The following is a 24071-nucleotide window of genomic DNA, read 5'->3' as shown; positions in this document are numbered from 1 at the left end:
GCCATCTACGTCCTCTTGGAGACCCCATGACCACTGACCTGGAACAGACGCGCATAGCCCTCGACCCGTTCGTCACCGACCTGGACGGCGAGAGCGCGCGGCTGCGGGAGGCGGGGCCGCTGGCCGCCGTGGAGTTGCCCGGCGGGGTGCCCGTCTGGGCGGTCACGCATCACGCCGAGGCGAAGGCGCTGCTGACCGACCCGCGGCTGGTGAAGGACATCAACGTGTGGGGTGCCTGGCAGCGCGGCGAGATCCCGGCGGACTGGCCGCTGATCGGCCTGGCCAACCCGGGCCGCTCCATGCTGACCGTCGACGGCGCCGACCACCGCCGGATGCGCACGCTGGTCGCGCAGGCACTCACGCCGCGCCGGGTGGAGGAGATGCGGGAGCGGATCACGGCGCTGACCGAAAAGCTGCTCGACGATCTGGAGGGCGACACCGTCGACCTGAAGGCGGCCTTCGCCTACCCGCTTCCCATGTACGTCATCGCCGACCTCATGGGCCTGGCCGAGGAGAAGCTGCCCCGCCTGAAGGAGCTGTTCGAGAAGTTCTTCTCGACGCAGACGCCGCCGGACGAGGTCATCGCCACGCTGATGGAGCTGGCGGGCATCATGGCGGAGACCGTGGCCGCCAAGCGCGCCGAACCCGGCGACGACCTCACCTCGGCCCTCATCCAGGCCTCCGAGAACGGCGACCACCTCACCGACGAGGAGATCGTCTCCACGCTCCAGCTGATGGTCGCGGCGGGCCACGAGACGACGATCTCCCTCATCGTCAACGCGGTGGTCCAGCTGTCACTCCACCCGGTCCAGCGCGCCCTGGTCCTGGCGGGCGAGGTCGACTGGTCCTCCGTCGTCGAGGAAACGCTGCGCCACTCCACTCCCACCTCCCACGTCCTGATCCGCTTCGCGACGGAGGACGTCCAGGTCGGCGACAAGGTCCTCCCGGCGGGCGACGCGCTGATCGTGTCGTACGCCGCGATCGGCCGCGACGAGCGGGCCCACGGCCCCACGGCGGGCGAGTTCGACATCACCCGCACCTCCCCCAACCGCCACATCAGCTTCGGCCACGGCCCTCACGTCTGCCCCGGCGCCGCCCTCTCCCGCCTGGAAGCGGGCGTGGCCCTCCCGGCCCTCTACGACCGCTTCCCGGACCTCGACCTGGCAGTCCCGGCGACAGAACTCCGCAACAAGCCGGTGGTGACACAGAACGACCTGTTCGAACTGCCGGTACGGCTGACGGCCCCGCGGGAGTCGTAGGCGTCGTGGAGGTCGTGGATCCCGACAGTTCCACGGGCCGGGGAAGTCGTCTCATCGAACGGACGGGTTTCCGTCCGGTTTCACCGAGGCGATACGCTCCGGCTCGTGGCTGAGATCCAGATTCCCGCTGACATCAAGCCCGCCGACGGACGTTTCGGCGCGGGCCCCTCCAAGGTGCGTGTCGAGGCGCTGGACGCCCTCGCCGCGACCGGTACCTCCCTGCTCGGCACCTCCCACCGCCAGGCCCCGGTCAAGAACCTGGTCGGCAAGGTGCGCGAGGGGATCTCCGAGCTGTTCTCCCTCCCCGAGGGTTACGAGGTGATCCTCGGCAACGGCGGCTCCACCGCGTTCTGGGACGTCGCGACCCACGGTCTGATCGAGAACAAGTCGCAGCACCTGAACTTCGGCGAGTTCAGCTCGAAGTTCGCCAAGGCGGCCAAGCTCGCTCCGTGGCTGGCCGAGCCGACCGTCATCGCCTCCGACCCGGGCACGCACCCGGAGCCGCAGGCCGAGGCGGGCGTCGACGTGTACGCCTTCACGCACAACGAGACCTCCACCGGTGTCGCCGCCCCGATCAAGCGCGTGGCCGGTGCCGACGAGGGCGCGCTCGTCCTCGTCGACGCCACCTCCGGCGCCGGCGGCCTCCCGGTCGACATCACCGAGACCGACGTCTACTACTTCGCCCCGCAGAAGTCCTTCGCCTCCGACGGCGGCCTGTGGATCGGCGTCTTCTCCCCGGCCGCGATCGAGCGCGCCGAGCGCGTCCACGCGTCCGGCCGTCACGTGCCCGAGTTCTTCTCGCTCCCCACGGCGATCGACAACTCCCGCAAGAACCAGACGTACAACACCCCGGCCCTCGCCACCCTGTTCCTGCTGAACCAGCAGCTGGAGTGGATCAACGGCCAGGGCGGCCTGGCGTGGTCGACGGCCCGTACGAAGGACTCCTCGACGCGCCTGTACAGCTGGGCGGAGGAGAGCAAGCACGCGACCCCGTTCGTCGCCGACGCCGCCAAGCGCTCGCAGGTCATCGGCACGATCGACTTCTCCGACGACATCGACGCCGCCGCGATCGCCAAGGTCCTGCGCGTCAACGGCATCGTCGACACCGAGCCCTACCGCAAGCTCGGCCGCAACCAGCTCCGCGTCGCCATGTTCCCGGCGATCGACCCGGCGGACGTCGAGGCACTGACCAAGTGCATCGACTACGTGATCGAGAAGCTGTAGCTGAAGCTGTAACTTCCTTGTAAAAAGCGGTAGTTGCGTCACTTGTTGCAGGGCCCTGTCGGTGACAGGGCCCTGTTCGTCGGGTACGGCTGGGGCATGAACAGACCGATACCGGGCACTGTGCAGATCTCGGTGCGCCACATCCTCACCGACAAGACGACCGGCGTGACGACCAGGACCCGCAACATCACCTGGCGCAGCACCCAGTACCGCGTGCGCCGGCCGGCATCGGGCAAGCACAGCGTGGAACTGACCTGCTCGGCGTGCGACGCCGCCCTCGTGGCCGAGGTCCGCGACGAGGCCCATTACCGCAGGACCACCGTCATCCTGCGGACTCTTGCCGCACTGTCCGTGCTCGTCCTTGTCGTGGCCTTCGGCATCGCCGTCTACGAAGGCGGCAAGACGACGCCCGAGGGCCAGTCGGGGTCGGTCCTGTTCCCCCTGAGCATCATCGCGATCGCCGTCGCGTTCCTCGCCGCTCCCCTGTTCTTCATCAAGAGCTCCGGCTACACCGGCGTCAGCTTGCTCAAGGCCCCCAAGCTCCACTCGCTCCATGCGGTGCGCGGCTGACGTCCGTCGACGACGAACAGGGCGCCCGGTGTTCACCGGGCGCCCTGCGTATTCAGTCCTGCTTTCCAGTCCTGCTTTTCCAGTCCTGCTTCAGCGCGTGTCGGCTCAGCCGCGGAAGCCGAGGAGACCGTGCAGACCCGCCCCGCTCGGCGCGGTGGCCGGCTGGTCGGCGGCCGGCGTGGACATCGCCGAGGCCGTGGCGGCCGGCTTGGGGTCGGGGGTCTTCTGGCAGACCGCGTCGGCCACACCGCTGCCGCGCGGCACCGTGCCGTCGGTGAGGTACTTCACCAGGTACTTGTCGAGGCAGGCGTTGCCGCTCAGCGAGATGCCGTGGTTGCCGCCGCCCTGCTCCACGACCAGGCTGGAGTGCTTGAGCAGACGGTGGACGGTGACGCCGCCCTGGTACGGGGTGGCCGCGTCGTCCGTCGCCTGGAACAGCAGCACCGGAGGCAGCTTGGTGTTGGCGACGTTCACCGGCTTCAGGGGCTTCGTCGGCCAGAACGCGCACGGCGCGTTGTACCAGGCGTTGTTCCAGGCCATGAACGGCGCCTTGTCGTACACCTTCCAGTTGTCCTTCTGCCACTGCTTCCAGTCGCGCGGCCAGGAGGCGTCACGGCACTGCACGGCGGTGTAGACGCTGTAGCCGTTGTCACCGGAGGCGTCGATGGCCGCCATGTTCTCGTACAGCGTGACCAGCGGGGCGGTCTTCTTGTCGTTCGCGTACGCGGCGAACGCCTTGGCCAGGTCGGGCCAGTAGCCGTTGTAGTAGCCGCCCGGGATGAAGATGTCCTCCAGCTCGGAGGCGCCCACCTTGCCGCCGGCCGGCGTCTTGGCGAGATCCGCCCGCATCGCGTACCACTTGGCCTCGATCTTGGCCGGGTCGGTGCCGAGCTTGTACGTGCTGTCGTACTTGGCGATCCAGGCCATCAGCGCCTTCTGCCGGGCGTCGAAGGCGTAGTCCTGCGAGAGGTTGGCGTCGTACCAGACACCGTCGGGGTCGACGATGGAGTCCAGCACCAGGCGGCGCACCCGGTTCGGGAAGAGCTTGCCGTAGACCTGGCCCAGGTAGGTGCCGTACGAGTAGCCGAAGTAGTTGATCTTCGACGCGCCGAGCGCCTTGCGGATCGAGTCCATGTCCTTCACGGCGCTGATCGTGTTGATGTACGGCAACACGTCCTTGTACTTGGTGCCGCAGGCCGTGGCGAAGGACTTGGCGCGCTTGAGGTTGGCCTTCTCGATCGCGGCCGTGCCGGGCACGGAGTCCGGGCGGACCGGGTTGAAGTAGCCCGGCTTGCAGTCCAGGGCGGGCTTGCTCTTGCCGACGCCGCGCGGGTCGAAGCCGATGACGTCGTACTGGCTCGCGACCGCCTTGGGGAGCGCGGACGCGACGAAGCCGGCGAGGGTCAGGCCGCTGCCGCCGGGGCCGCCGGGGTTGACCAGAAGCGGACCCTGGTAGCGCTGCGCGGTGTGCGGTACGCGGGACAGGGCGAGGGTTATCTTCCGCCCCGTGGGCTTCGCGTAGTTCAGCGGCACCTTCACCGACGCGCACTGGAGGGTCGGGTAGTCGTCCGTGCCGCACTTCCTCCAGGTGACGCTCGACGCCTGGGCGGACTGCTGGGCGTCGGCCTGGGCCGGGACGGCGATGAGCGAGCCGGCGACGACGACGGTCGCACCGCACAGCACGGCTGTACTTCTTCTCATGAAGGTCCTTCAGAGAGCATGGGCGTTGGACAAGGTTCGGAGGATGGGCGGTCCCGGCGCGATCTTTTCGGAAAAGCGTGCCAACGGAGAACATCTCGACCGAAAATTTGAACCAAAAATGTGAACCAGCTGTGCCGACAGAGCGGGGCGCCCGGCGAACACTCCGCCGGACGCCCGCCCTCCGCTCAGGTCGCCGTGCAGGTCACCGTCGGCACGCTCCCGCCTCCCGGCGCCCCGCCGAACCCGAGGGTCGCCGAACCGCCCACGGCCACCGCCCCGTTGTGAGCGGCGTTGGTGGCGGTCACCGTCGCCCCGGACTGCGTGTACGACGCGTTCCACATGTTCGTGACCTTCTGCGATCCGCTCCAGGTCCAGGTCACCTTCCAGGAACTGAGCGCGGTCGTCCCGGTGTTGGTCACCTTCACCTCGGCGTTGAAGCCGCTGCCCCAGTCACTGGTGACGGTGTAGGCGGCGGTGCAGGCCGCCCCGGGCCCGCCCGGACCGCCAGGACCGCCGGGACCGCCCGGGCCGCCACCGTTCGACGGGAAGCCGGGCGCCTTGATGCTCGCCAGATACCCGTCCTTCACGGTGTCCACCGTCTGCCAGTCGTCCTTCAGGATCCCGCCGGTGTCACCGGAGTTGGGGTTCCAGGACCAGAAGGTCCAGTGGAAGGAGTCCGAGCCGTACGTCGACGTGGGCCGCAGATAGTCCACGAGGGCCGCAAGCCATTTCTGGTCGACGGTCGACTGGAGCGTCGTGCCGAACTCGCCCACCCACACGGGCGCGATGTTCTGCTTGAAGATGTAGCCCCAGTACTTGTCCCAGATCCCCGGCATGTTCGCCGGGAAGGACGGATCGCTGAACCAGCTCTGCTGCGCGACGGACGTGGCGTAGTCGTGGGCGGAGTAGACGACCCGGTTGGCGACGCTCAGGTTCACCGGGTGCTGGGCGACGCCCATCAGGTTGCCGCCCCACCAGCCGGAGACGCCGTTGAAGGTCTGCACGCCCTCGACGAAGATCAGCAGGTCGGGGTTGACGGAGAGGACCGCGTTGCCGGCCCGCTGGGCGGCCAGCCGCCAGTCCGTCGCCGTGTCGCCGCAGCCCCAGCAGGCCGGGTCGTGCGGCTCGTTGTGCAGGTCGATGCCGACGACCGTGTTCTGGCCGAGGTAACGGGTCGCCAGCGCCTTCAGGTTGGCGATCCACGTCGACTCGGGGACCGCGGCGGTGTACCAGAGCGCCGACTGGCCGGCGGAGTCCGGACGGTGCCGGTCGAGGATGACCTTGAGGCCGTCCTGTCCGGCGTACGCCACGATCTTGTCCAGCACGCCGAGGGAGCTGAGCCCCTGGAGGTCGGCGTTCTTGCCGCTGCTGAAGTCGATGCTGTTGGGGACGGTCCCGGCCTTGAAGATGTCGTCGCTGAACGGGATGCGGAGGGTGTTGTAGCCCAGCGATTTCATCTGGTCGATCATGGACTTGTAGTCGCGGGACCAGAGGCCGTGGACGACGTGGTTGCTGGTCTCGAAACCGAACCAGTTGATCCCGGCGACCCGGACCGCCTGGCCGTCGGCGTCCAGGATCTGCCGCCCGCTGGTGTGCCAGTAACCGGCACCGGCGGCGTCCTCGGCCGCCTGCGCCGAGGGGCTGACGCCGGCCAGGAGCGGTATCAGAAGCGCCGCCGCGCACAACGCTCTTCGCAAGGTGCGGAACATGTCGCTGCCTTCTCTAGGGGGGCGCGGGCCCGGAACGTGATGGGAGCGCTCCCATCGCCCGCTCCCCCCATGGAAGTCATGTCACATGAACACGTCAAGACGCGTGACGCTACCTACTGAGCTTCTGGAACCTGCGTACCGCGAGCGGCAGGAAGAGCGCCGTCAGGATCACCGGCCACACACACGCCATCAGCAGGGCGTGCTCCTCGACCCAGGAGTCCCCGCCGCCCACCGGCGTGCCGAACAGGTCGCGGGTCGCGGCGGCCGTGGAGGAGATCGGGTTCCAGGCGGCCACATGACCCAGCCAGTCGGGCATGAGCTGGGGCGCGACGAAGATGCTGGAGATCATCGTGAGGGGGAAGGCCACCGCGAACAGGCCGCCCGCGGCCTCGGGGTTGGGCACGATGAGCCCCAGCCACACCCCGATCCAGATCAGCGCGAACCGCAGCCACAGCAGCAGCCCGAAGGCCGCGAGGAAGCCGAATCCGCCGTCGGGTCGCCAGCCCATGGCGAGCGCGGTCAGCATCATGATGGCCAACTCGGCGCAGGCGACGAGCAGATCGGTCACCCCGCGTCCGGCGACGACGGCCGCGGACGCCATCGGCATCGAACGGAACCGGTCGATCACGCCCTTCGTGGCGTCGTACACCACCAGGGTCGCGGTGTTGATGAAGCCGAAGGCCATGGTCATCACGAACATCCCGGGCATCAGGAAGTCCTTGTAGTCCCCGCCGCCGGGCACCTGCATGGCGCTGCCGAAGACATAGCCGTAGAGCAGGACAGAGAGGATCGGGAAGCCCAACTGCCAGGCGATGTTGACCGGTTGGCGCTGGTAGTGGGTGAGGCCGCGGCGGACGATGTTCCAGACGTCGGCCAGGACCCAGTACGTACGGCCATGGGCCGCTTCCAAAGTGCCCGTACTCGTGCCTGTGCCCGTGCCCGTGCTCGTACCCGTACTCGTACTCGTGCTCATGCGGTCGCCTCCTCGGTCTCCGAGTCCGTGCGGTGTCCGGTCAGGCGCAGGAACACGTCGTCGAGACTGGGCCTGCGCAGCCCGATGTCCTCCACCCGGACGCCCTCGTCCTGGAGGGTGCGGGCGACCTCGGTGAGTGCGGCGACCCGGTCGACGACAGGGGCGTGGACCCGCAACTCGCCCTCGTCGGCCTCGGGTTCGCCGTCCGAGACCCGGGCGACGACTTTCACCACCTGCGGGATGTCGGCCCGTTCGGCGAGGACGACCTCGATCCGGTCGCCGCCGATCCTGCCCTTCAGCCCGTCCGGGGTGTCGTCGGCGATGGCCCGCCCCTGGTCGATGACGGTGATGCGGGAGGCCAGCCGGTCGGCCTCCTCCAGGTACTGCGTGGTGAGCAGCACAGTGGTCCCGCTCGCGACCAACGCCCTTACGGACTCCCACACTTCGCCACGGCTGCGCGGGTCGAGGCCGGTGGTCGGCTCGTCGAGGAAGAGGACGGCCGGGGCGAGGATCATGGAGGCGGCCAGGTCGAGGCGGCGCCGCATGCCGCCGCTGTACTTGCCGACGCCCTTGTCCGCGGCGTCGGTGAGGTCGAACTGCTCCAGCAGCTCCACGGCCCGCGCCTTGGCGCGCCGCCCGCCGAGGTGAAACAGGCGGCCGAACATCTCCAGGTTCTGCCGTCCGGTGAGCACCTCGTCGACGGCCGCGTACTGGCCGGTGAGCCCGATGCGCGCCCGCACGTCACGGGCCCGCGAGGCGACGTCCAGACCGGCCACCTCCGCCCGCCCGCCGTCGAGCCGGACGAGCGTGGACAGGATGCGTACGGCGGTGGTCTTGCCGGCGCCGTTGGGCCCGAGCAGCCCGTGCACGGTGCCCTCGCGGACGGCCAGGTCGAAGCCGTCGAGGGCGCGTTTCTCGCCGTACCGCTTCTCCAGCGCCTCGGCGCGGACGGCGTATCCGTCGGTGGTCATGGCTCCCCCTTGTTCTCCGTGCCCGCCATTAACTGAGTACACCGTACCCGATTGCGCGTACGCCGTACTCAGTTTTTTCGTACGGCATTAAGCTGCCCCCATGACGAGCAGTGCGGAGACCAGTGGCAGCGGCGACATCGCGCGCACGCTCGAACTGCTGTGGGACACCGGCAAACGACCCAGTCGCGGCCCCAAGCCCACGCTCACCCTGGACCGGATCGTGGAAACGGCCGTCCAGGTCGCGGACGCCGACGGCCTGGAAGCGCTGTCGATGCGCCGGATCGCCACCGAGCTCGGCACGGGCACCATGTCGCTGTACCGCTACGTCCCCGGCAAGGGCGAGCTCCTCGACCTGATGCTGGACCGGGTACAGCGCCCGTCGGAGAACCCGGCGGACCTGGGCGACGGGGGCTGGCGCTCAGCCCTGGAGGCGCTGGGCCGGGCCACCCTCGCCCTCTACCGCCGCCACCCCTGGCTGCTCCAGGTCAACCAGTCCCGCCCGATCCTCGGCCCCAGCGCCCTCGACGGCATGGAGAAGATCCTCAGCCGAATCAAGCCGATGGGCCTGACCGACCCCGAGCTGGTCTCGGCGATCATCATGGTCGACGGTTACGTCGTCGGCGCCGCCCGCACCCAGCTGTACCAGCAGGAGGTGGAACGCCGGACGGGCCTGACGGACGCGGAGTTCTGGCAGGCGCAGGTGCCGATGCTGGAGAAGGTCATGGCCTCCGGCCGCTACCCGCTCCTCGCCGGGCTCTCCGAGGACGCTTTCGGATCGGACTTCGACCACTTCGAGTTCGGGTTGCAACGGATCCTCGACGGCCTGGAAGTGCTCGTGTCACAGCGCGGCTCGGGCGACTGATCACGGTCACTTCCGGGGCCGCGACAGCCGCCGGAACCCGAAGACGACGGCGACGACGGCCGCGACGGCGAGGGCGCCGACCTTGACGGTGCCGTTGCCGTCACCGTCGCCCCCGCTGCCGCCCTGGGCCGAGCTCCCGCCCCCGGAAGACGAACCGGACGATCCGCCGCCACCGCCCGGCGCGTCCTGCGCCACGACCTCGCTCCCCTCACCCTCGCTGCCGAGCATGAGCTTGGTGCCGTCGGCGGAGTAACTGACGGACTCCCCTTGCCCGAGGGGCACGCTGAGCCGCCCCTCCTTCTTCAGGTCGCCGCCGTTCCAGTCGTACCAGATGCCGCCGAAGTACCCGCGTACGGCGAGGTGTCGGCCGTCCGGCGAGAACGCGGCGTCGGTGGCCCAGAGGTCGACGGGCTCGACGGGCTCGAAGACGTTGGTACCGGAGGTGGAGAGCTTGGCGGGCCCCTCATACAGATGCCCGCCGTCCTCCTGCTTGTCGATGATGTAGACGCGCCCGGTCCTGGGATGGACGACCATCGACTCGGCGTCGCGCGAACCGTCCGTGTACTTCACGACGTACTGCTTGGCGCGGATGGTCTGGTCGACGAGCTTCTTGGGCTCGGGAAGCTGGTAGATCCAGACGTACGGCCAGCTCACCCCGTCGTTGTCGCCGATGTCCCCCACATAGATCTGGTTGTCGGGCCCGATGGAGACGGCCTCGACGTCCCGCTGCTGCCCGACCCCGGCGAGGGTGATGCGGGCGACGGTCTTCCCGGTGCCGCTGTCGACGGCGTAGAGGTAGCTGCCGGTGTCCTGGTCGTTGTGCGTCCAGTAGATGCCGGGGTGCTGGCGGGAGGCGGCGAGGCCGCTGGACTCGGTGATGCGGGGGTCCTCGATGGTGAAGCCCTTGTCCCCGTCAGCCGCGGCGACGGGCCCCGCGCCCAGGAGAACGAGCAGGGCAGAGGCTCCGACGACACCCATTAGCGCACGCATGCGGTCAAGCTTGCCATCCCCGTACGGGGAGAGGCGGGCGGCCGGGTGGCGACTCTCACACCCCACCTCTGCCCGGGATCGTTCATCATGATCGGATGCTCAGGTTCATGCCCGTCGGCGACTCCATGACGATCGGAAGCGCGGGCGAACACACATGGCGTTACCGGATGTGGCAGCACCTGCGCGACACGTACGGCGGCCCGTTCGCCGTGGTGGGCCCGCGCGAGACCCTGCACGACAAGGCGACGGACGCGCCGACGTCGTACGAGTACGCCGACCCCGACTTTCCCAGCGCCCACCTCGCCGGGTGGGGCGAGGGCTGGCTGCACATGGCACCGCTGATCGGTGAGGCGGTGCGCTCGTGCCGGGCGAACGTCCTCATGGTCTCCCTGGGCCTGATCGACCTGGGCTTCTACACGAACGCCGAGCAGACCGCGGACAACGCCCGCGCCTTCATCGCGGCGGCGCGGGAAGCGAATCCGCGCGTCCGGATGATCGTCCTCCCCGTCCTCACCAACATCCGCGTCGAGGAGGACGCCGACTTCGCGGCCCAGGTCACCCTGTTCAACGAGCTGCTCGCGAAGACGGTCGCCGACCTGGACGAGCCCCGCTCGCCGCTGCTGCTGGCGTCGCCGCCGCAGTCGTACGACTTCAGGGTCGACACGTACGACGGCACGCATCCGAACGCCGACGGTGAGCACAAGATCGCGGGGGCGTTCGCGGAGGCGATGCACCAGGCGTGGGGATGGGGACAGCCGTACGAGGCCGGAACAGGCTGACTGAATATCGGCGCACCCCGGTGACTCTGCGTATCGTTGTACTGCGCGGCTGCACCTGTCCGTGGGGCAGCCGGGGAGGAGCGCCACGATGACCGTCCTTGAAGACAGGATCGAGATGGCCGACGCCGACGCCAACACCGAGCGCTTGGACGAGTGGTTCGAGCGGCTGGAGCGGATGCCCGTCCCCGAGGGTTACAGGGTCGAGATCGTCGAGGGCAACGTTCACATGACGCCGCAGCGGGACACGCACTGGATCATCATCCGCCGAATCGTGCGGGCGCTGGAGGATAAGTTCGGGATGCATGTCAAAGCGTTCTCGGACGTCCGTATCGACTTCCCGGGTCACGAGAACGGCTTCTGTCCGGACGTCGCCCTGCTCAAGGACTCGGCGAAGAAGGACAGCACGGGCCATTGGCGCTGGCAGGACGTCGTGTTCGTCGCCGAGGTCATCTCCAAGGGCACGGCCGCCAACGATTACGGTCCGAAGAGGTTCGCCTACGCGGAGGCCGAGGTCCCCCTGTACGTCATCGCCGACCCCTATCAGGGCCGCTGCTCCATCTACACCGACCCCAAGCAGGGCGACTACGCCGAGCCCACGAAGGTCGATTTCGGCACCGACCTCGACCTGACCGGCACCGTGGTCGACCTGATCCTCAAGACCGAGGAATTCCCCCGGGACTGAGCCCGCACCCCACCTCCCACAGCAACTCCCCGTCCACGAACGGCACGCCGGCCGACGGCACCGACCGCCACCCCAGCGGCCAGGTGATCCCGGTCAACGCGGGCACCCCCACGTAAGCCATTCCGCCGTGACTGCGCGTCAGCACCCTCACGCCCGGCGGCCATGCATAGCCTGCGCCGGTTTGCGGGGGCAACAGGAAGTACATGTTCCGGTCACCCGTGGACTCGGCGACGATCGGCCCCGCGTCGAAGTCCGTACAGCGCAGCAGCTCGGAGGCGACGCGCTCGGCCAGCGGTGCCCTCATCCGTACGGCGTCGAAGTGCACGCCGGCGAGGCGCAGGGCGTGACCGGCGTCGGGGATCCAGAGCGGGATCCAGGGGGCGTCGATTCTTTCGTTCATGCCGCAAATCGTTGCGGGCGCTCACATACTGTGACCAGGGGTTCGCAAGGGTGGTGCAGGGCTGTGCACTTGGGGAGGTTGTTGTGCACTCCGGTGATCGCGGGTCGGAGACGTTCGGGACACTGGTGAGGTTCTTCCGCGAGCGGGCCGGGATGACGCAGGAGGCCCTCGGCAAGCACGTCGGGTACTCCAAGTCGCAGGTGGCGATGGTGGAGCGCGGGGAGCGGTCGCCCAAGGGGCAGTTGGTGGAGATCGCCGACCAAGTGCTCGGTGCACAAGGTGCACTGGTGGTGCTGGCGGAGAAGGAGTTCGGGAAGGGCGGGCTCCGCCCGTGGACCGAGGACTATCTGGCGGAGGAGCGGAAGGCCGCCGCGCTGCACGTGTACCAGACCCACCTGATTCCGGGTTCGCTGCAGACGGAGGCGTACGCGCGGGCGGTGTTCACCTCCAACCGCTGCCCGACCCTGGACGAGGAGGAGATCGACAACCGGGTCGTCGCCCGCCTCGGACGGCAGGAGCTCTTCGCCCGCAAGCCCGCGCCCACCATCAGCTACGTGCTCGAAGAGGCCGTCCTGACACGCCCGTTGGGCGGTGCAGCCACTCTCAAGGAGCAGCTGCACCACGTCCTTGCCATCGCCGAACTCCGCCACGTCGAAATCCAGGTGATGCCGCACAGCCGGGAAACCCACGCCGGTCTGGCCGGTCGCATGAGCCTGTTGGAGACCATCGACCGTCAGCAGCTCGCCTATGTCGAAGGCCACCGGGGCGGCTACTTCGTGAGCGAACAGCCCGACGTAGGAGACCTGTTCGGCAAATATGGCATTCTGCGAGCGCAGGCCCTCAGCCCCGAGGAGTCCGCAACGCTGATCGAGAAGGTGGCACGGGAGCTATGAGCACGGACCTCCACTGGAGCAAGAGCAGCTACAGCGACGGCGAGGGCGAATGCCTGGAGGTCGCTCCCACGCCCACCACCATCCACATCCGCGACTCAAAAACCCCCGAAACCGAGGCCCCCCACCTCCACCTCACCCCCACCACCTGGTCGACCTTCCTGAAGTCCCTCTAGGACATCTAGAACATCCCGTTGTCGTTCGCCGAAGTCGCCGGCACGTCCTGGATCACGTCCCAGTGCTCGACGATCTTCCCGCCCCGCACCCGAAACAGATCCACGACCGCCTGCCCCCGCTCCCCCGGCACGTTCACGTAGTGGCTGTGGACCGCGACCAGGTCCCCCTCCGCGATGACCCGCTTCGGCGTGACCTTCAACTCCGGGAACTGCTCGAAGAACGCGCCCAGGCCCGCCTTCACACCCTCCACCCCGTTGGGGATGTTCGGGTTGTGCTGGTCGTACTCGGGCCCCCAGTACCGGTCGAGCGCCGACAGGTCCTTCTTCACCAGCAGCTGATCGAACGCGGCTGTCACCAGCTTCTTGTTGTACGCCGTGAGAAAGCCCGGCCCCGGCCGCTCCGTCCGCGGCCAACTCACCGTGGAGAACATGTCGTTGCCGTTGGCGGACTTCTCCGGCACGTCCTGGCCGACGTCCCAGTGCTCGGCGATCTTCCCGCCCTGGAAGCGGAAGATGTCGAAGACGGCGGAGCCCCGCGTGCCCGGCGTGAGGACGACGTTCGAATGCACGAGGACGAGGTCGCCCTCGGAGATCACCCGCTTGATGTCGTACTTGGCGTCGGGGAACTGCTGGTGCAGCGCGACGCCGAGGTTCTTCAGCGTCTCCGCGCCGTCCGGCGCTTGCGGGTTGTGCTGGATGTAGTCCCGCCGTACGAAACGGTCGACGACCGCGGTGTCCCCGCGCTCGAACACGCCCTTGAGGACACGGGCGGCAACGTCCTTCTGGTAGCCGAGGCGGGCGGAATCACCCTGGGCGCCGTGGCCGGCGTGACCCGCCGTGGCGGCGTGCGGTGCCGCGAGGGCCGGAACAGCGGCGGCACCCAGCACGGCGGTGGAGGCGGCGAGGGCGACAACGGCCCTGCGGACGGAGCTGGTGGGGGGCATGCGACACTCCGGGAATAGATGTTGAAAGTTCAAGCTGACACTTCCCGAAGGAAAGCACTAACCATCAGTTAGCGTCAACCCCCCGGCGCCCGCCGCGCTCCCGGCGCTCCCGGCGCCCCGCCGCACCCCAACCACCCTTGCCTAGAGCGCACTCCACGCCGTTGGCTAAGAACCCATGAAGTACACGCAGCTCGGACGCACGGGACTCAAGGTCAGCCGACTCGTCCTCGGCACCATGAACTTCGGCCCGCAGACGGACGAAGCCGACAGCCACGCGATCATGGACGCGGCGCTGGACGCGGGCATCAACTTCTTCGACACCGCCAACGTCTACGGCTGGGGCGAGAACAAGGGCCGTACCGAGGAGATCATCGGCACCTGGTTCGCGAAGAACCCCACCCATCGCGACAAGGTCGTCCTCGCCACCAAGGTGTACGGCAACATGGGCGCCGACGGCGAGGCCTGGCCCAACCACGACAAGCTCTCCGCCGTGAACATCCGGCGGGCCGTCGACGCGTCGCTCAAGCGCCTCCAGACCGACCACATCGACGTCTACCAGTTCCACCACATCGACCGCGCCACCCCCTTCGAGGAGATCTGGCAGGCGATCGACGTCCTGGTCCAGCAGGGCAAGATCCTGTACGCCGGTTCCTCCAACTTCCCCGGCTACAAGATCGCCCAGGCCAACGAGATCGCCGCCCGCCGCGGCGGCACCATCGGCCTGGTCAGCGAGCAGTGCCTCTACAACCTCTTCGAGCGCCGCGCCGAGATGGAGGTCATCCCGGCGGCCCAGGAGTACGGCCTCGGCGTGATCCCCTGGTCGCCGCTGCACGGCGGCATGCTGGGCGGGGTCATCAAGAAGGAGGTCGAGGGCGGTCGCCGCGCCTCGGGCCGTACGGCGGAGGCGCTCACCGATCCGGCCGTACGCGCGAAGATCCAGTCGTACGAGGATCTCCTCGACAAGCACGGCCTGGAGCCCGGCGAGGCGGCCCTGGCCTGGCTGCTCACCCGCCCCGGCGTCACGGGCCCGATCGTCGGCCCGCGCACGGCGGAGCAACTGGAATCGGCGATCCGAGCCTCGGAGCTGGACCTGAGCGAAGAGCTCCTGACCGACCTCGACGAGATCTTCCCGGGTCCTGGACCGTCCCCGGAGGCCTTCGCCTGGTAGTACCGGTGACGGCAAACGCCCTCCAGGGGCGCGGGGAACTGCGCGACCAGCCACCTCCGGCCCGCAGCCGAAAGAGAACCCGCAGTTCCCCGGCCGTCACTTACCGAGCGCCGCCGCCAACGCCACAACGCCAAACATCAGCACCAGCACAACGGCCATGATCCGGTTCCGGGTCTTCGGGTCCACGCCCCCGAGCCTAACCGGCCCCTCCGAACGCCCACCGCCCGACCACCTCGTACCGCGGCTGCTCCCCCGGCACCCCCGACCGCGGCAGGCTGCTCCGCACGAGCGCCAGCTCACCCACGGTCCACGCCCGACCCGTGAAACCGGCCAGCGCCCCCACGTACGGCCGCACATCCACCTCCGACCGGCTCCGCGCCACGGTCAGATGCGCCTTGTACCGCCGGTGCTCCCCCATGTCGACGCCCGCCTTGCGCCCCGCCGCCTCCGCCCGCTCGGCCAGCAGCCGCAGGGCGGCCATGTCCCCGTCGGCACCGATCCACAGGGCCCGGCCCCGCCCGAACTGCCCGCCTCGATGCAGGGCCAGGTCGAAGGGATCCGTACGTCCCGCCGCGCGCTCCAGCCTCGCCGACAGGTCCGGTACGACGTCGTCGTCGACCTCGCCGTAGAACGCCAGCGTGAAGTGCCAGCCGGGCCGGCCGGTCCAGCGCAGCGCATCCGCCCCCGGAAGCCCCTTCAACGCCGCCAGCTCGGCCGCGAGTTCCTCGGCCACGTCCTCCGGCGGCAGCACCGCGGCGAAAAGTCTCATGCCCGTCACCTTGGCAAAGATCTACGCTGCCGTCATGGCGATCACCATCAGGAACGGCGACCACGACGACATCCCGGCGATACTCGGCATGCTGGACAGCTGTGTGGAGTGGCTGGTCGCACAGGGGCGTACCGGACAGTGGGGATCGAAGCCGCTGTCGGAGAGCCCGAAGACGGTCGAGTCCGTCACGCGGTACATGGACGACGGCATCACCTACATCGCGGAGGTCGACGGCGTACCGGCCGCCACCCTCAGCCTCACCGACGCGCCCGGCGCCTATCTGGCCCATCTCCCCGCCCCCGGCGAGCCCGAGCGGTTCATCCACTGGCTGGCCTCGGAGCGCCGCTTCAAGGGCCGGGGCGTGGGCAGCGCCCTCATCGAGCACGCGGCCGAGGAGACCCGGCGGGCGGGGGTCTCGCTGCTCCGCGTGGACTGCTACGCGGGCGACGACGGCAAGCTCGTCCGCTACTACGAGAACAACGGCTTCAGCCGCGTCGAGGCCTTCACGGTCGGGGAGCAGGAGTGGCCCGGGCAGTTGCTGGCCCGGAGGGTCTGACACCCCCCGGGCCCAGTGGCGCTCACGCCGCCGGCGCCAGCTGCTCCTGCGCCTGTCGCGGCACGAAGCGGACGTGCGGGTGGCCGTGGTTCCAGCCGACCGACAGCCGCAGGTTGCCGACCCTGGCGAGGACCAGGCCGATGACGACCGCCGCGCCCGCGGCGATCGCGCCGCCGACCGCCAGGCCCGCCCGGACGCCGTACGCGTCGGTGATCCAGCCGGCGATCGGTGCGCCGAGCGGGGCGCCGCCCATGAACACCATCATGTAGAGGGACATCACGCGGCCGCGCATGGCCGGGTCGGTGCTCAGCTGGACGCTGCTGTTGGCGGTGACGTTGACCGTCATGCCGAACATGCCGATCGGCATCATCAGCAGGGCGAACAGCCACAGGGAGGGGGCGAGGGAGGCCACCATCTCCAGCGTGCCGAAGGCCACCGCGCCGACCACCAGCACCCGCATCCGGGCGGTGCCGCGGCGGGCGGCGAGCAGGGCGCCCGCGAGGGAGCCGACCGCCATGACGGTGTTGAAGAGGCTGTAGGAGCCGGCGCCCGCGTGGAAGACGTCGTCGGCGAAGGCCGACAGGTAGACGGGGAAGTTGAAGCCGAAGGTCGACACGAACCCGACGAGCACGATCGTCCAGATCAGGTCCGGGCGGCCCGCGACGTAGTGGAGCCCTTCCCGCAGCTGGCCCTTGCCGCGCGGGGCGCGCTGCACGACGTACAGCTCACGGGCGCGCATGAGGAGCAGGCCGGTGATCGGGGCGATGAAGCTCAGGCCGTTCGCCAGGAACGCCCAGCCCGTGCCGACGCCCGTGATCATCAGACCCGCGACGGCGGGGCCGATCAGGCGGGCCGACTGGAAGTTCGCGGAGTTCAGGCTGACGGCGTTCTGGAGCTGGTCGGGGCCGACCATCTCGGAGACGAAGGTCTGCCGGGCCGGGTTGTCGACGACCGTGGCGAGGCCGACGGCGAAGGCGGCCAGGTAGACGTGCCAGACCTCGACGTGACCGGTCAGGGTCAGGAAGGCGAGCGCCAGGCCGGTGAGGGCCATGGCCGACTGGGTGACGAGGAGGGTCGGGCGCTTCGGGAGACGGTCGACGAGGACACCGCCGTAGAGGCCGAACAGGAGCATCGGCAGGAACTGGAGGGCCGTCGTGACACCGACGGCGGTCGCGGAGCCGGTGAGGCTGAGGACCAGCCAGTCCTGGGCGATGCGCTGCATCCAGGTGCCGGTGTTGGACACGACCTGCCCCAGGAAGAACAGGCGGTAGTTGCGGTTCCTGAGTGAGCTGAACATCGAGGACCTGCCAGGGTCCTCGAGGGTCGGGGTGGACGGTGCGGGGGCGGAGTCTGCTCCGGATCCCGTACTCAAAAGGGTTCGCCTCCTCTTTTGTCGGCTTACAGGTGTGCGAGCTTCTCCAGCACGGGGGCGGCGGCACGCAGTTTCGCCCACTCGTCCTCGTCGAGTCCGTCGACCAGGTCGGCCAGGAAGGCGTTGCGCTTGGCGCGGCTCTCGGCGAGCATCGCCTCCGCCTGCTCCGTCTTCGTGACGACCTTCTGGCGGCGGTCCTCGGGGTGCGGCTCCAGCCGGACGAGTCCCTTGGCCTCCAGCAGCGCCACGATGCGGGTCATCGACGGCGGCTGTACGTGCTCCTTGCGGGCGAGCTCACCGGGGGTGGCCTTGCCGCAGAGGGAGAGGGTGCCCAGGACCGACATCTCGGTGGGGCTCAGCGACTCGTCGACCCGCTGGTGCTTCAGTCGGCGCGACAGCCGCATCACGGCGGAGCGCAGGGAGTTCACGGCGGCAGCGTCGTCGCCATGGGTAAGGTCCGGCATCTCTTTAGAGTAACTCATTACTCTCGCTAAACAAGCTGGCGCGCGCGAGGATTCCCGTGAGCCTGGCCACCGAAACCGGACCTTCACCCGTACGAGTGAGACGGCAGCGGAAAGTGAACGGCGCCCGGACCGGCCCGCGACCCTCGTGTTCATGGGGACCAGCGTGCTCAGCCTGCGGATAGACGGGGAGCTGCTCGACCGGCTCCGGGACCATGCGGCCAAAAGGGGAATGAGCGTCCAGGACTATGTGATCCGGACGCTCATTCGGGACGACTTCGACGAGCGGTTCCAGACCGCCGTCGAGGAGACGGAGAAGTTCTACGGCCTCACCTGAGGCCGGTCGATCAGGTCAGCCCCAGGGCCGGCATCAGGTAGTAGAAGGCGAACACGGCGGAGACGACGTACATCGCGACCGGGATCTCCTTGGCCCGCCCGGCCGCCAGGCGCAGCACCACGAAGGTGATGAAGCCCATACCGATGCCGTTGGTGATGGAGTAGGTGAACGGCATCATCACCATCGTGATGAAGGCCGGGATCGCGATCGTGTAGTCGGCCCAGTCGATCTCCTTGACCGAGTTGGCCAGGATCATGAAGCCGACCGCGAGCAGCGCCGGGGTGGCCGCCTGGGACGGGACCATCGTGGCGACGGGCGTGAGGAACAGCGCCACCGCGAACAGGCCGCCGGTGACGAGGTTGGCGAAGCCCGTGCGGGCGCCCTCACCGACGCCGGCCGTCGACTCGACGAAGGCGGTGGTGGCGGACGAGGAGCTCGCGCCGCCCGCCGCGACGGCGAGGCCGTCCACGAAGAGGACCTTGTTGATGCCGGGCATCTGGCCCTGGGCGTCGGTCAGCTTGGCCTCGTCGCTGACGCCCATGATCGTGCCCATCGCGTCGAAGAAGCACGACAGCAGCACGGTGAAGACGAAGAGGATGCCGGTCAGCACACCGACCTTGTCGAAGCCGCCGAACAGGCTGACGTCACCGATCAGGCCGAAGTCGGGGCTCTCGACCGGGTTGCCGGGCCACTTCGGCGTCGTCAGACCCCAGGACGGGACGTTGGCGACGGCCTCGATGATCATCGCCACGACGGTCATGGCGACGATCGAGATCAGGATCGCGCCGGGCACCTTGCGGACGATCAGCGCGAGCGTGAGCAGCGCGCCGAGGATGAAGATCAGGACCGGCCAGCCGTTGAGGTGACCGTCGGCGCCGAGCTGGAGCGGGACGGTGGTGTGGGCGGCGTCCGGGATGCGGGAGACGAAGCCGGAGTCGACGAGTCCGATCAGCATGATGAACAGGCCGATACCGATGCTGATCGCCTTGCGCAGGCCGAAGGGCACCGCGTTCATCACGCGCTCGCGCAGACCGGTCGCCACCAGCAGCATCACGATGAAGCCCGCGAGCACCACCATGCCCATGGCGTCCGGCCACGACATCCGGGGGGCCAGCTGGAGGGCGACGACCGAGTTCACGCCGAGACCGGCGGCCAGCGCGATCGGCACGTTGCCGATGACGCCCATGAGGAGCGTGGTGAAGGCCGCGGTGACACAGGTGGCGGTGACGAGCTGGCCGTTGTCGAGCTGGTGCCCGTACATGTCCTTCGCGCTGCCCAGGATGATCGGGTTCAGCACGATGATGTAGGCCATCGCGAAGAAGGTGGCGAAACCGCCGCGGACCTCGCGGGCGAGGCTGCTGCCGCGCTCGGAGATCTTGAAGTAGCGGTCGAGGGCGCCGTACGCGGGCGTGCCGCCCGGCTGTTCGGGCGCGGGAGCCTTGGCGGTGGCCGAGGTGGACATTGGATGTTCCTACGAGCAGAAGTGGACAGAGTCAAACAGTTTCAGTATGAACATATAAACCCGGAGTTAGCTATCTCCGCGCGTAGAACTGATCGTCGGCGGAGTACCCGGAACCGCCTCGTAAGCTGTGCCCATGGCGAAGTGGACCCCTCAGCACGAGGCACCGGAGCCCCTGGAGGGCCCCATCGTGCCGACCATCATCGGCGGCACGATCCTCTGGTTCGTCCTCTTCCTCGTCCAGCTCCCCTTCTACGGCTGGTTCGACGACCGCGGACACGCCTGGTGGGTATGGACCTGCCTGGCCGGCGCGGGGCTCGGGCTGATCGGCATCTACTACGTCCGGCGCCGCGACGCGGCCATCAAGCGGGCCGAGGCCCTACGGGAAGCCGAGTAGGCCCGTACTACCTGGGCACCACTCGGCCCGGCCGCCTCTCCTCCCCAGGTCGGAACTTCCGTCCACTCGGCGGGTGAAGCCGCAAAACCGCACGTACCGTCGAATGCATGACGCACATCGACGCGGGCGCCGAACTCGATCCTGTGCATCCCGTACCCATGCCCGCCCCCGTGGCGAACGGCGGGCTGAGCACCGCCGAGGTCGCCGAGCGGGTGGCGCGCGGGGCGGTCAACGACGTGCCGGTGCGCAGCAGCCGGTCGTTCGGCGAGATCGTCCGCGCGAACGTCTTCACCCGGTTCAACGCGATCATCGGCGTGCTGTGGCTGGTCATGCTGTTCGTCGCGCCGTTCCAGGACAGCCTGTTCGGGTACGTGATCATCGCCAACACCGGCATCGGCATCATCCAGGAGTGGCGGGCGAAGAAGACCCTCGACTCCCTGGCCGTGATCGGTGAGGCGAAGCCGACGGTACGGAGGGACGGCCAGGCGCTCGAAGTCAGTACGTCGGAGATCGTGCTCGACGACCTGATCGAGATCGGGCCCGGCGACAAGGCGGTCGTGGACGGGGTGTGCGTCGAGGCGGACGGCCTGGAGATCGACGAATCACTGCTCACCGGTGAGGCCGACCCGGTCGTCAAGCACCCCGGCGACCCGGTCATGTCCGGGAGTTTCGTCGTCGCGGGCGGGGGCGCGTTCCAGGCCACCAAGGTGGGGCGCGAGGCGTACGCCGCCCAACTCGCCGAGGAGGCCTCCCGCTTCACGCTGGTCCACTCCGAGCTGCGGACCGGCATCTCCACGATCCTCAAGTACGTGACCTGGATGATGGTCCCGGCGGCGATCGGCCTGGTGATCACGCAACTGGTCGTCAAGAGTCACGACTTGAAGGAGTCCATCGCCCGTACGGTCGGCGGCATCGTCCCGATGGTCCCGGAGGGGCTGGTCCTCCTCACCTCCGTCGCCTTCGCGATCGGCGTGATCCGGCTTGGCCGAAAACAGTGCCTCGTGCAGGAGCTGCCGGCCATCGAGGGCCTCGCCCGCATCGACACCGTCTGCCTCGACAAGACGGGCACGCTGACCGAGGGCGGCATGGACGTCACCGAGCTGCGCGTGCTGGGCGGCAGCGACGAGACGTACGTACGCAAGGTGCTCGGCGCCCTGGGGGAATCGGACCCGCGCCCGAACGCTTCGTTGCAGGCCATCATCGACGCCTACCCGGACGCCGAGGACTGGCGCTGCACCGAGTCGCTCCCCTTCTCCTCCGCCCGCAAGTACAGCGGGGCGAGCTTCAGCGAGGGCAACGGGGAGTCGAGCACCTGGCTGCTGGGGGCGCCCGACGTGCTGCTGAATCCCGATGATCCGGCCCTGGCGGAGACCGGGCGGCTCAACGAGCAGGGCCTGCGCGTCCTGCTGCTGGCCCGGGCGACCGGCGACCTCGACGATCCCGAGGTCGCCCGCGGTGCCTCCGCCGCCGCTCTCGTCGTCCTGGAGCAGCGGCTGCGGCCCGACGCGGCCGACACCCTGCGCTACTTCGCCGAGCAGGACGTCCGCGCCAAGGTCATCTCCGGTGACAACGCGGTGTCGGTGGGCGCGGTGGCCGGGAAGCTGGGCCTGACCGGTACGGCGGTCGACGCCCGTAGGCTCCCCTCGGACCAGGACGGGATGGCGCAGGCGCTCGACGAGGGCACGGTGTTCGGGCGGGTCACCCCGCAGCAGAAGCGGGACATGGTGGGGGCGTTGCAGTCCCACGGGCACACGGTCGCGATGACCGGCGACGGCGTGAACGACGTCCTGGCGCTCAAGGACGCGGACATCGGCGTCTCGATGGGCTCGGGGTCGGAGGCCACGCGCGCGGTCGCCCAGATCGTCCTCCTCAACAACAGCTTCGCCACGCTGCCGGACGTGGTGGCGGAGGGACGCCGGGTCATCGGGAACATCACGCGGGTGGCGACGCTGTTCCTGGTGAAGACGGTGTACTCGGTACTGCTGGCGGTGCTGGTGGTGTGCTGGCAGGTCGAATATCCCTTCCTGCCCCGCCACTTGACCCTGCTGTCGACGCTGACGATCGGCGTACCGGCGTTCTTCCTGGCGCTGGCGCCCAACAAGGAGCGGGCGAAGCCGCATTTCGTACGGCGGGTGATGCGGTACTCGATCCCGGGCGGGCTGGTGGCCGGGGTGGCGACCTTCGTGACGTATCTGATTGCCCGTCACTACTACACCGGCGAAGGCTCCTTGGACGCGGAGACGAGCGTCGCGACCCTGACCCTGTTCCTGATCTCGATGTGGGTGCTGGCCATCATCGCCCGGCCGTACACGTGGTGGCGGGTGGTGCTGGTGGCGTCGATGGGCGCGGGCTTCCTGCTAGTCCTGGCCGTGCCGTGGTTGCAGGACTTCTTCGCGCTGAAGCTGGTGGGGCTGACGATGCCGTGGATAGCGGTGGGGATCTCGGTGGTGGCGGCGGCCGCCCTGGAGGTGACATGGAAATGGGTCGACCGCCGCGTTCCCGCATGACGGGGGTTACTGCTTACTGGCCTTACTGGACGTCGATGAAGTCGCCTGTGGCGTTGACGGCCGACGTCGTCGCGGTGCCCGCGAAGCTGTAGCGGTAGTAGCCGTCGGCGGAGGCCGTGACCGTGGTGCTCAGGCCGCCCGTGGAGCTGGACGTGATGGTCTTGACCGTGGTGTAGGTGCTGGAGCCCTTCTTGCGGAACTGCAGCTTCACCGACTGGCCGGAGTAGCCGGCGTACTTCAGGGTCTCCCAGTTGGCGCGGGTCAGCTTGCCGGTGACGGTGATGGTCCTGCCCTTGCGCACCGGCTCCGGGGAGGCGTTGGCGGTGAGCTTGGCGAGGCGCAGCAGCTTGGTGGTGGCGAGGCCGCCCTGGTCCTTGTAGCCGATCTTGCTGAAGTCGAGGTTGTTGCTGTTCGGGTCCTGGCCGTTGAAGTCGACGGCTTCGGCGGCGCCCTTCCAGGTACCGGCGTCGGCGTTGCCGAGGCCGCCTTCGTCCTCGCCGCCCGGCTCGAGTTCGATGGTGCCGGTGCAGGTGGCCGTGGTGGCCGAGGTGACGGTGCAGGTGGCCGGGTCGCCGCCGAAGATCTCACCGCTGCTGTCGGAGCCGTCGAACGAGCCCTGGTAGAGGAACGGGTCGGTGAAGAAGTCCGACGCGGTGGGGTCGACGTCGGAGCCGTGGGTCAGCGTGTAGCTGACCTTCGTGCTGACGCTCCCGGTGCCGACCTTGACCGAGGAGGCGATCTTGAAGTTGGAGAAGCTGACGTCCAGCGTGTAGGGGGTGCCGGAGTCGGCGGCCTGGGCGGCCGGGACGGCGAGGCCGGTGAGGGCCAGGGCGCCGGTGACGGCGGAGATGGCGGCCACGGTGGCTCTGATGCGCATGTGCGTTCCCCAGGGGGAGAGTTGATCTAGGAGTCTGT

The 24071-nt window shown here is 68.8% G+C and carries 25 protein-coding genes; 13 read left to right on the top strand and 12 right to left on the bottom strand.

Annotation, left to right across the window (positions count from 1 at the left end):
* The first annotated feature begins 26 nt into the window (after nucleotides 1–26).
* The 3 genes from ACFUO4_RS28135 (at nucleotide 27) to ACFUO4_RS28125 (ending at nucleotide 3053) form a co-directional block, all read left to right on the top strand.
* Complete coding sequence (locus tag ACFUO4_RS28135; RefSeq protein WP_383490043.1) at nucleotides 27–1259, top strand: cytochrome P450; 1233 nt, start codon at nucleotides 27–29, stop codon at nucleotides 1257–1259.
* Nucleotides 1260–1364: 105 nt separating this feature from the next.
* On the top strand, nucleotides 1365–2483 hold the full coding sequence (gene serC, locus ACFUO4_RS28130; protein ID WP_383490040.1) for a phosphoserine transaminase: 1119 nt from the start codon (nucleotides 1365–1367) through the stop codon (nucleotides 2481–2483).
* 96 nt (nucleotides 2484–2579) lie between these two features.
* A complete protein-coding gene (locus tag ACFUO4_RS28125) occupies nucleotides 2580–3053 on the top strand; it encodes a hypothetical protein (RefSeq protein WP_383490037.1) in 474 nt (157 codons plus the stop codon).
* A gap of 105 nt (nucleotides 3054–3158) precedes the next feature.
* Here ACFUO4_RS28125 and ACFUO4_RS28120 read toward each other — a convergent pair whose 3' ends face one another.
* The 4 genes from ACFUO4_RS28120 to ACFUO4_RS28105 all read right to left on the bottom strand — a co-directional run bounded on the left by ACFUO4_RS28120 (nucleotide 3159) and on the right by ACFUO4_RS28105 (nucleotide 8407).
* Nucleotides 3159–4754: an alpha/beta hydrolase gene (locus ACFUO4_RS28120; RefSeq protein ID WP_383490034.1), complete on the bottom strand. Its 1596-nt coding sequence runs from the start codon at nucleotides 4752–4754 to the stop codon at nucleotides 3159–3161.
* Nucleotides 4755–4939: 185 nt separating this feature from the next.
* On the bottom strand, nucleotides 4940–6463 hold the full coding sequence (locus ACFUO4_RS28115) for a cellulase family glycosylhydrolase (RefSeq protein ID WP_383490031.1): 1524 nt from the start codon (nucleotides 6461–6463) through the stop codon (nucleotides 4940–4942).
* A gap of 109 nt (nucleotides 6464–6572) precedes the next feature.
* Complete coding sequence (locus ACFUO4_RS28110) at nucleotides 6573–7436, bottom strand: ABC transporter permease (RefSeq protein WP_383490028.1); 864 nt, start codon at nucleotides 7434–7436, stop codon at nucleotides 6573–6575.
* Nucleotides 7433–8407: an ATP-binding cassette domain-containing protein gene (locus ACFUO4_RS28105; protein WP_383490025.1), complete on the bottom strand. Its 975-nt coding sequence runs from the start codon at nucleotides 8405–8407 to the stop codon at nucleotides 7433–7435. Before ACFUO4_RS28105 ends, ACFUO4_RS28110 begins: the two co-directional genes overlap by 4 nt.
* A 100-nt stretch (nucleotides 8408–8507) precedes the next feature.
* On the opposite strand from ACFUO4_RS28105, the gene ACFUO4_RS28100 reads away from it, so the two are divergent.
* Nucleotides 8508–9269 carry a TetR/AcrR family transcriptional regulator gene (locus tag ACFUO4_RS28100; RefSeq protein WP_383490021.1) on the top strand — a complete coding sequence of 254 codons (762 nt, stop codon included), beginning with the start codon at nucleotides 8508–8510 and terminating at the stop codon, nucleotides 9267–9269.
* A 6-nt stretch (nucleotides 9270–9275) separates the two neighbouring features.
* Here the strand turns inward: ACFUO4_RS28100 and ACFUO4_RS28095 are convergent, their stop codons facing one another.
* On the bottom strand, nucleotides 9276–10259 hold the full coding sequence (locus ACFUO4_RS28095) for a WD40 repeat domain-containing protein (RefSeq protein WP_383490018.1): 984 nt from the start codon (nucleotides 10257–10259) through the stop codon (nucleotides 9276–9278).
* 95 nt (nucleotides 10260–10354) lie between these two features.
* Here ACFUO4_RS28095 and ACFUO4_RS28090 point away from each other — a divergent pair, with 95 nt between their 5' ends.
* On the top strand, nucleotides 10355–11038 hold the full coding sequence (locus ACFUO4_RS28090) for a GDSL-type esterase/lipase family protein (RefSeq protein ID WP_079306857.1): 684 nt from the start codon (nucleotides 10355–10357) through the stop codon (nucleotides 11036–11038).
* Between the two features lie 88 nt (nucleotides 11039–11126).
* Nucleotides 11127–11720, top strand: a complete 594-nt coding sequence (locus ACFUO4_RS28085; protein ID WP_383490014.1) for a Uma2 family endonuclease — start codon at nucleotides 11127–11129, stop codon at nucleotides 11718–11720.
* Here ACFUO4_RS28085 and ACFUO4_RS28080 read toward each other — a convergent pair.
* Complete coding sequence (locus tag ACFUO4_RS28080; protein ID WP_383490011.1) at nucleotides 11692–12120, bottom strand: hypothetical protein; 429 nt, start codon at nucleotides 12118–12120, stop codon at nucleotides 11692–11694. The two genes, ACFUO4_RS28085 and ACFUO4_RS28080, sit on opposite strands and share 29 nt — an antisense overlap.
* A gap of 83 nt (nucleotides 12121–12203) precedes the next feature.
* Between ACFUO4_RS28080 and ACFUO4_RS28075 the strand changes: the two genes are divergently transcribed.
* Nucleotides 12204–13013, top strand: a complete 810-nt coding sequence (locus ACFUO4_RS28075; protein WP_383490008.1) for a Scr1 family TA system antitoxin-like transcriptional regulator — start codon at nucleotides 12204–12206, stop codon at nucleotides 13011–13013.
* A complete protein-coding gene (locus ACFUO4_RS28070) occupies nucleotides 13010–13186 on the top strand; it encodes a DUF397 domain-containing protein (RefSeq protein ID WP_383490005.1) in 177 nt (58 codons plus the stop codon). Before ACFUO4_RS28075 ends, ACFUO4_RS28070 begins: the two co-directional genes overlap by 4 nt.
* A 5-nt stretch (nucleotides 13187–13191) precedes the next feature.
* Here the strand turns inward: ACFUO4_RS28070 and ACFUO4_RS28065 are convergent, their stop codons facing one another.
* Entirely contained in the window at nucleotides 13192–14130 is a 939-nt protein-coding gene (locus ACFUO4_RS28065; protein WP_383490002.1) for a nuclear transport factor 2 family protein, read from the bottom strand.
* Nucleotides 14131–14305: 175 nt separating this feature from the next.
* Here ACFUO4_RS28065 and ACFUO4_RS28060 point away from each other — a divergent pair, with 175 nt between their 5' ends.
* Entirely contained in the window at nucleotides 14306–15298 is a 993-nt protein-coding gene (locus ACFUO4_RS28060; RefSeq protein WP_079306869.1) for an aldo/keto reductase, read from the top strand.
* 196 nt (nucleotides 15299–15494) lie between these two features.
* Here ACFUO4_RS28060 and thpR read toward each other — a convergent pair whose 3' ends face one another.
* Nucleotides 15495–16067, bottom strand: coding sequence for an RNA 2',3'-cyclic phosphodiesterase (gene thpR, locus ACFUO4_RS28055; protein ID WP_079306871.1), 573 nt, complete (start codon nucleotides 16065–16067; stop codon nucleotides 15495–15497).
* Between the two features lie 34 nt (nucleotides 16068–16101).
* Here thpR and ACFUO4_RS28050 point away from each other — a divergent pair, with 34 nt between their 5' ends.
* The gene (locus ACFUO4_RS28050) at nucleotides 16102–16623 is read left to right on the top strand and encodes a GNAT family N-acetyltransferase (protein ID WP_383489998.1); all 522 of its coding nucleotides are present in this window, start codon (nucleotides 16102–16104) and stop codon (nucleotides 16621–16623) included.
* 22 nt (nucleotides 16624–16645) lie between these two features.
* Here the strand turns inward: ACFUO4_RS28050 and ACFUO4_RS28045 are convergent, their stop codons facing one another.
* Nucleotides 16646–17995 carry an MFS transporter gene (locus ACFUO4_RS28045; protein ID WP_128111997.1) on the bottom strand — a complete coding sequence of 450 codons (1350 nt, stop codon included), beginning with the start codon at nucleotides 17993–17995 and terminating at the stop codon, nucleotides 16646–16648.
* A 26-nt stretch (nucleotides 17996–18021) separates the two neighbouring features.
* Nucleotides 18022–18459, bottom strand: coding sequence for a MarR family winged helix-turn-helix transcriptional regulator (locus ACFUO4_RS28040; RefSeq protein WP_079306875.1), 438 nt, complete (start codon nucleotides 18457–18459; stop codon nucleotides 18022–18024).
* 145 nt (nucleotides 18460–18604) lie between these two features.
* On the opposite strand from ACFUO4_RS28040, the gene ACFUO4_RS28035 reads away from it, so the two are divergent.
* Complete coding sequence (locus ACFUO4_RS28035; protein WP_079083374.1) at nucleotides 18605–18793, top strand: ribbon-helix-helix protein, CopG family; 189 nt, start codon at nucleotides 18605–18607, stop codon at nucleotides 18791–18793.
* Between the two features lie 10 nt (nucleotides 18794–18803).
* On the opposite strand, the gene ACFUO4_RS28030 is transcribed toward ACFUO4_RS28035, so the two are convergent.
* Complete coding sequence (locus ACFUO4_RS28030) at nucleotides 18804–20255, bottom strand: NCS2 family permease (RefSeq protein ID WP_383489993.1); 1452 nt, start codon at nucleotides 20253–20255, stop codon at nucleotides 18804–18806.
* A gap of 133 nt (nucleotides 20256–20388) precedes the next feature.
* Between ACFUO4_RS28030 and ACFUO4_RS28025 the strand changes: the two genes are divergently transcribed.
* Nucleotides 20389–20649: a DUF2530 domain-containing protein gene (locus tag ACFUO4_RS28025; RefSeq protein ID WP_079306879.1), complete on the top strand. Its 261-nt coding sequence runs from the start codon at nucleotides 20389–20391 to the stop codon at nucleotides 20647–20649.
* Nucleotides 20650–20756: 107 nt separating this feature from the next.
* Nucleotides 20757–23156: a cation-translocating P-type ATPase gene (locus ACFUO4_RS28020; RefSeq protein WP_079306880.1), complete on the top strand. Its 2400-nt coding sequence runs from the start codon at nucleotides 20757–20759 to the stop codon at nucleotides 23154–23156.
* 22 nt (nucleotides 23157–23178) lie between these two features.
* Here ACFUO4_RS28020 and ACFUO4_RS28015 read toward each other — a convergent pair whose 3' ends face one another.
* Nucleotides 23179–24033: a hypothetical protein gene (locus ACFUO4_RS28015; RefSeq protein ID WP_383489990.1), complete on the bottom strand. Its 855-nt coding sequence runs from the start codon at nucleotides 24031–24033 to the stop codon at nucleotides 23179–23181.
* Nucleotides 24034–24071 lie beyond the last annotated feature (38 nt).

Origin of the sequence: Streptomyces sp. NPDC057280 (assembly GCF_042668605.1) — a bacterium.
Taxonomy (GTDB): Bacteria; Actinomycetota; Actinomycetes; order Streptomycetales; family Streptomycetaceae; genus Streptomyces.
This window is presented reverse-complemented; position numbering and strand designations above follow the sequence as displayed.

Bases quoted from the DNA above. Each gene is read 5' to 3' on its own strand.
- ACFUO4_RS28135 (WP_383490043.1), top strand. From the start codon at position 27: ATGACCACTGACCTGGAACAGACGCGCATAGCCCTCGACCCGTTCGTC.
- ACFUO4_RS28125 (WP_383490037.1), top strand. From the start codon at position 2,580: ATGAACAGACCGATACCGGGCACTGTGCAGATCTCGGTGCGCCACATC.
- ACFUO4_RS28120 (WP_383490034.1), bottom strand. From the start codon at position 4,754: ATGAGAAGAAGTACAGCCGTGCTGTGCGGTGCGACCGTCGTCGTCGCC.
- ACFUO4_RS28115 (WP_383490031.1), bottom strand. From the start codon at position 6,463: ATGTTCCGCACCTTGCGAAGAGCGTTGTGCGCGGCGGCGCTTCTGATA.
- ACFUO4_RS28110 (WP_383490028.1), bottom strand. From the start codon at position 7,436: ATGAGCACGAGTACGAGTACGGGTACGAGCACGGGCACGGGCACAGGC.
- ACFUO4_RS28105 (WP_383490025.1), bottom strand. From the start codon at position 8,407: ATGACCACCGACGGATACGCCGTCCGCGCCGAGGCGCTGGAGAAGCGG.
- ACFUO4_RS28100 (WP_383490021.1), top strand. From the start codon at position 8,508: ATGACGAGCAGTGCGGAGACCAGTGGCAGCGGCGACATCGCGCGCACG.
- ACFUO4_RS28095 (WP_383490018.1), bottom strand. From the start codon at position 10,259: ATGCGTGCGCTAATGGGTGTCGTCGGAGCCTCTGCCCTGCTCGTTCTC.
- ACFUO4_RS28090 (WP_079306857.1), top strand. From the start codon at position 10,355: ATGCTCAGGTTCATGCCCGTCGGCGACTCCATGACGATCGGAAGCGCG.
- ACFUO4_RS28085 (WP_383490014.1), top strand. From the start codon at position 11,127: ATGACCGTCCTTGAAGACAGGATCGAGATGGCCGACGCCGACGCCAAC.
- ACFUO4_RS28080 (WP_383490011.1), bottom strand. From the start codon at position 12,120: ATGAACGAAAGAATCGACGCCCCCTGGATCCCGCTCTGGATCCCCGAC.
- ACFUO4_RS28070 (WP_383490005.1), top strand. From the start codon at position 13,010: ATGAGCACGGACCTCCACTGGAGCAAGAGCAGCTACAGCGACGGCGAG.
- ACFUO4_RS28065 (WP_383490002.1), bottom strand. From the start codon at position 14,130: ATGCCCCCCACCAGCTCCGTCCGCAGGGCCGTTGTCGCCCTCGCCGCC.
- ACFUO4_RS28060 (WP_079306869.1), top strand. From the start codon at position 14,306: ATGAAGTACACGCAGCTCGGACGCACGGGACTCAAGGTCAGCCGACTC.
- thpR (WP_079306871.1), bottom strand. From the start codon at position 16,067: ATGAGACTTTTCGCCGCGGTGCTGCCGCCGGAGGACGTGGCCGAGGAA.
- ACFUO4_RS28050 (WP_383489998.1), top strand. From the start codon at position 16,102: ATGGCGATCACCATCAGGAACGGCGACCACGACGACATCCCGGCGATA.
- ACFUO4_RS28040 (WP_079306875.1), bottom strand. From the start codon at position 18,459: ATGCCGGACCTTACCCATGGCGACGACGCTGCCGCCGTGAACTCCCTG.
- ACFUO4_RS28030 (WP_383489993.1), bottom strand. From the start codon at position 20,255: ATGTCCACCTCGGCCACCGCCAAGGCTCCCGCGCCCGAACAGCCGGGC.
- ACFUO4_RS28025 (WP_079306879.1), top strand. From the start codon at position 20,389: ATGGCGAAGTGGACCCCTCAGCACGAGGCACCGGAGCCCCTGGAGGGC.
- ACFUO4_RS28020 (WP_079306880.1), top strand. From the start codon at position 20,757: ATGACGCACATCGACGCGGGCGCCGAACTCGATCCTGTGCATCCCGTA.
- ACFUO4_RS28015 (WP_383489990.1), bottom strand. From the start codon at position 24,033: ATGCGCATCAGAGCCACCGTGGCCGCCATCTCCGCCGTCACCGGCGCC.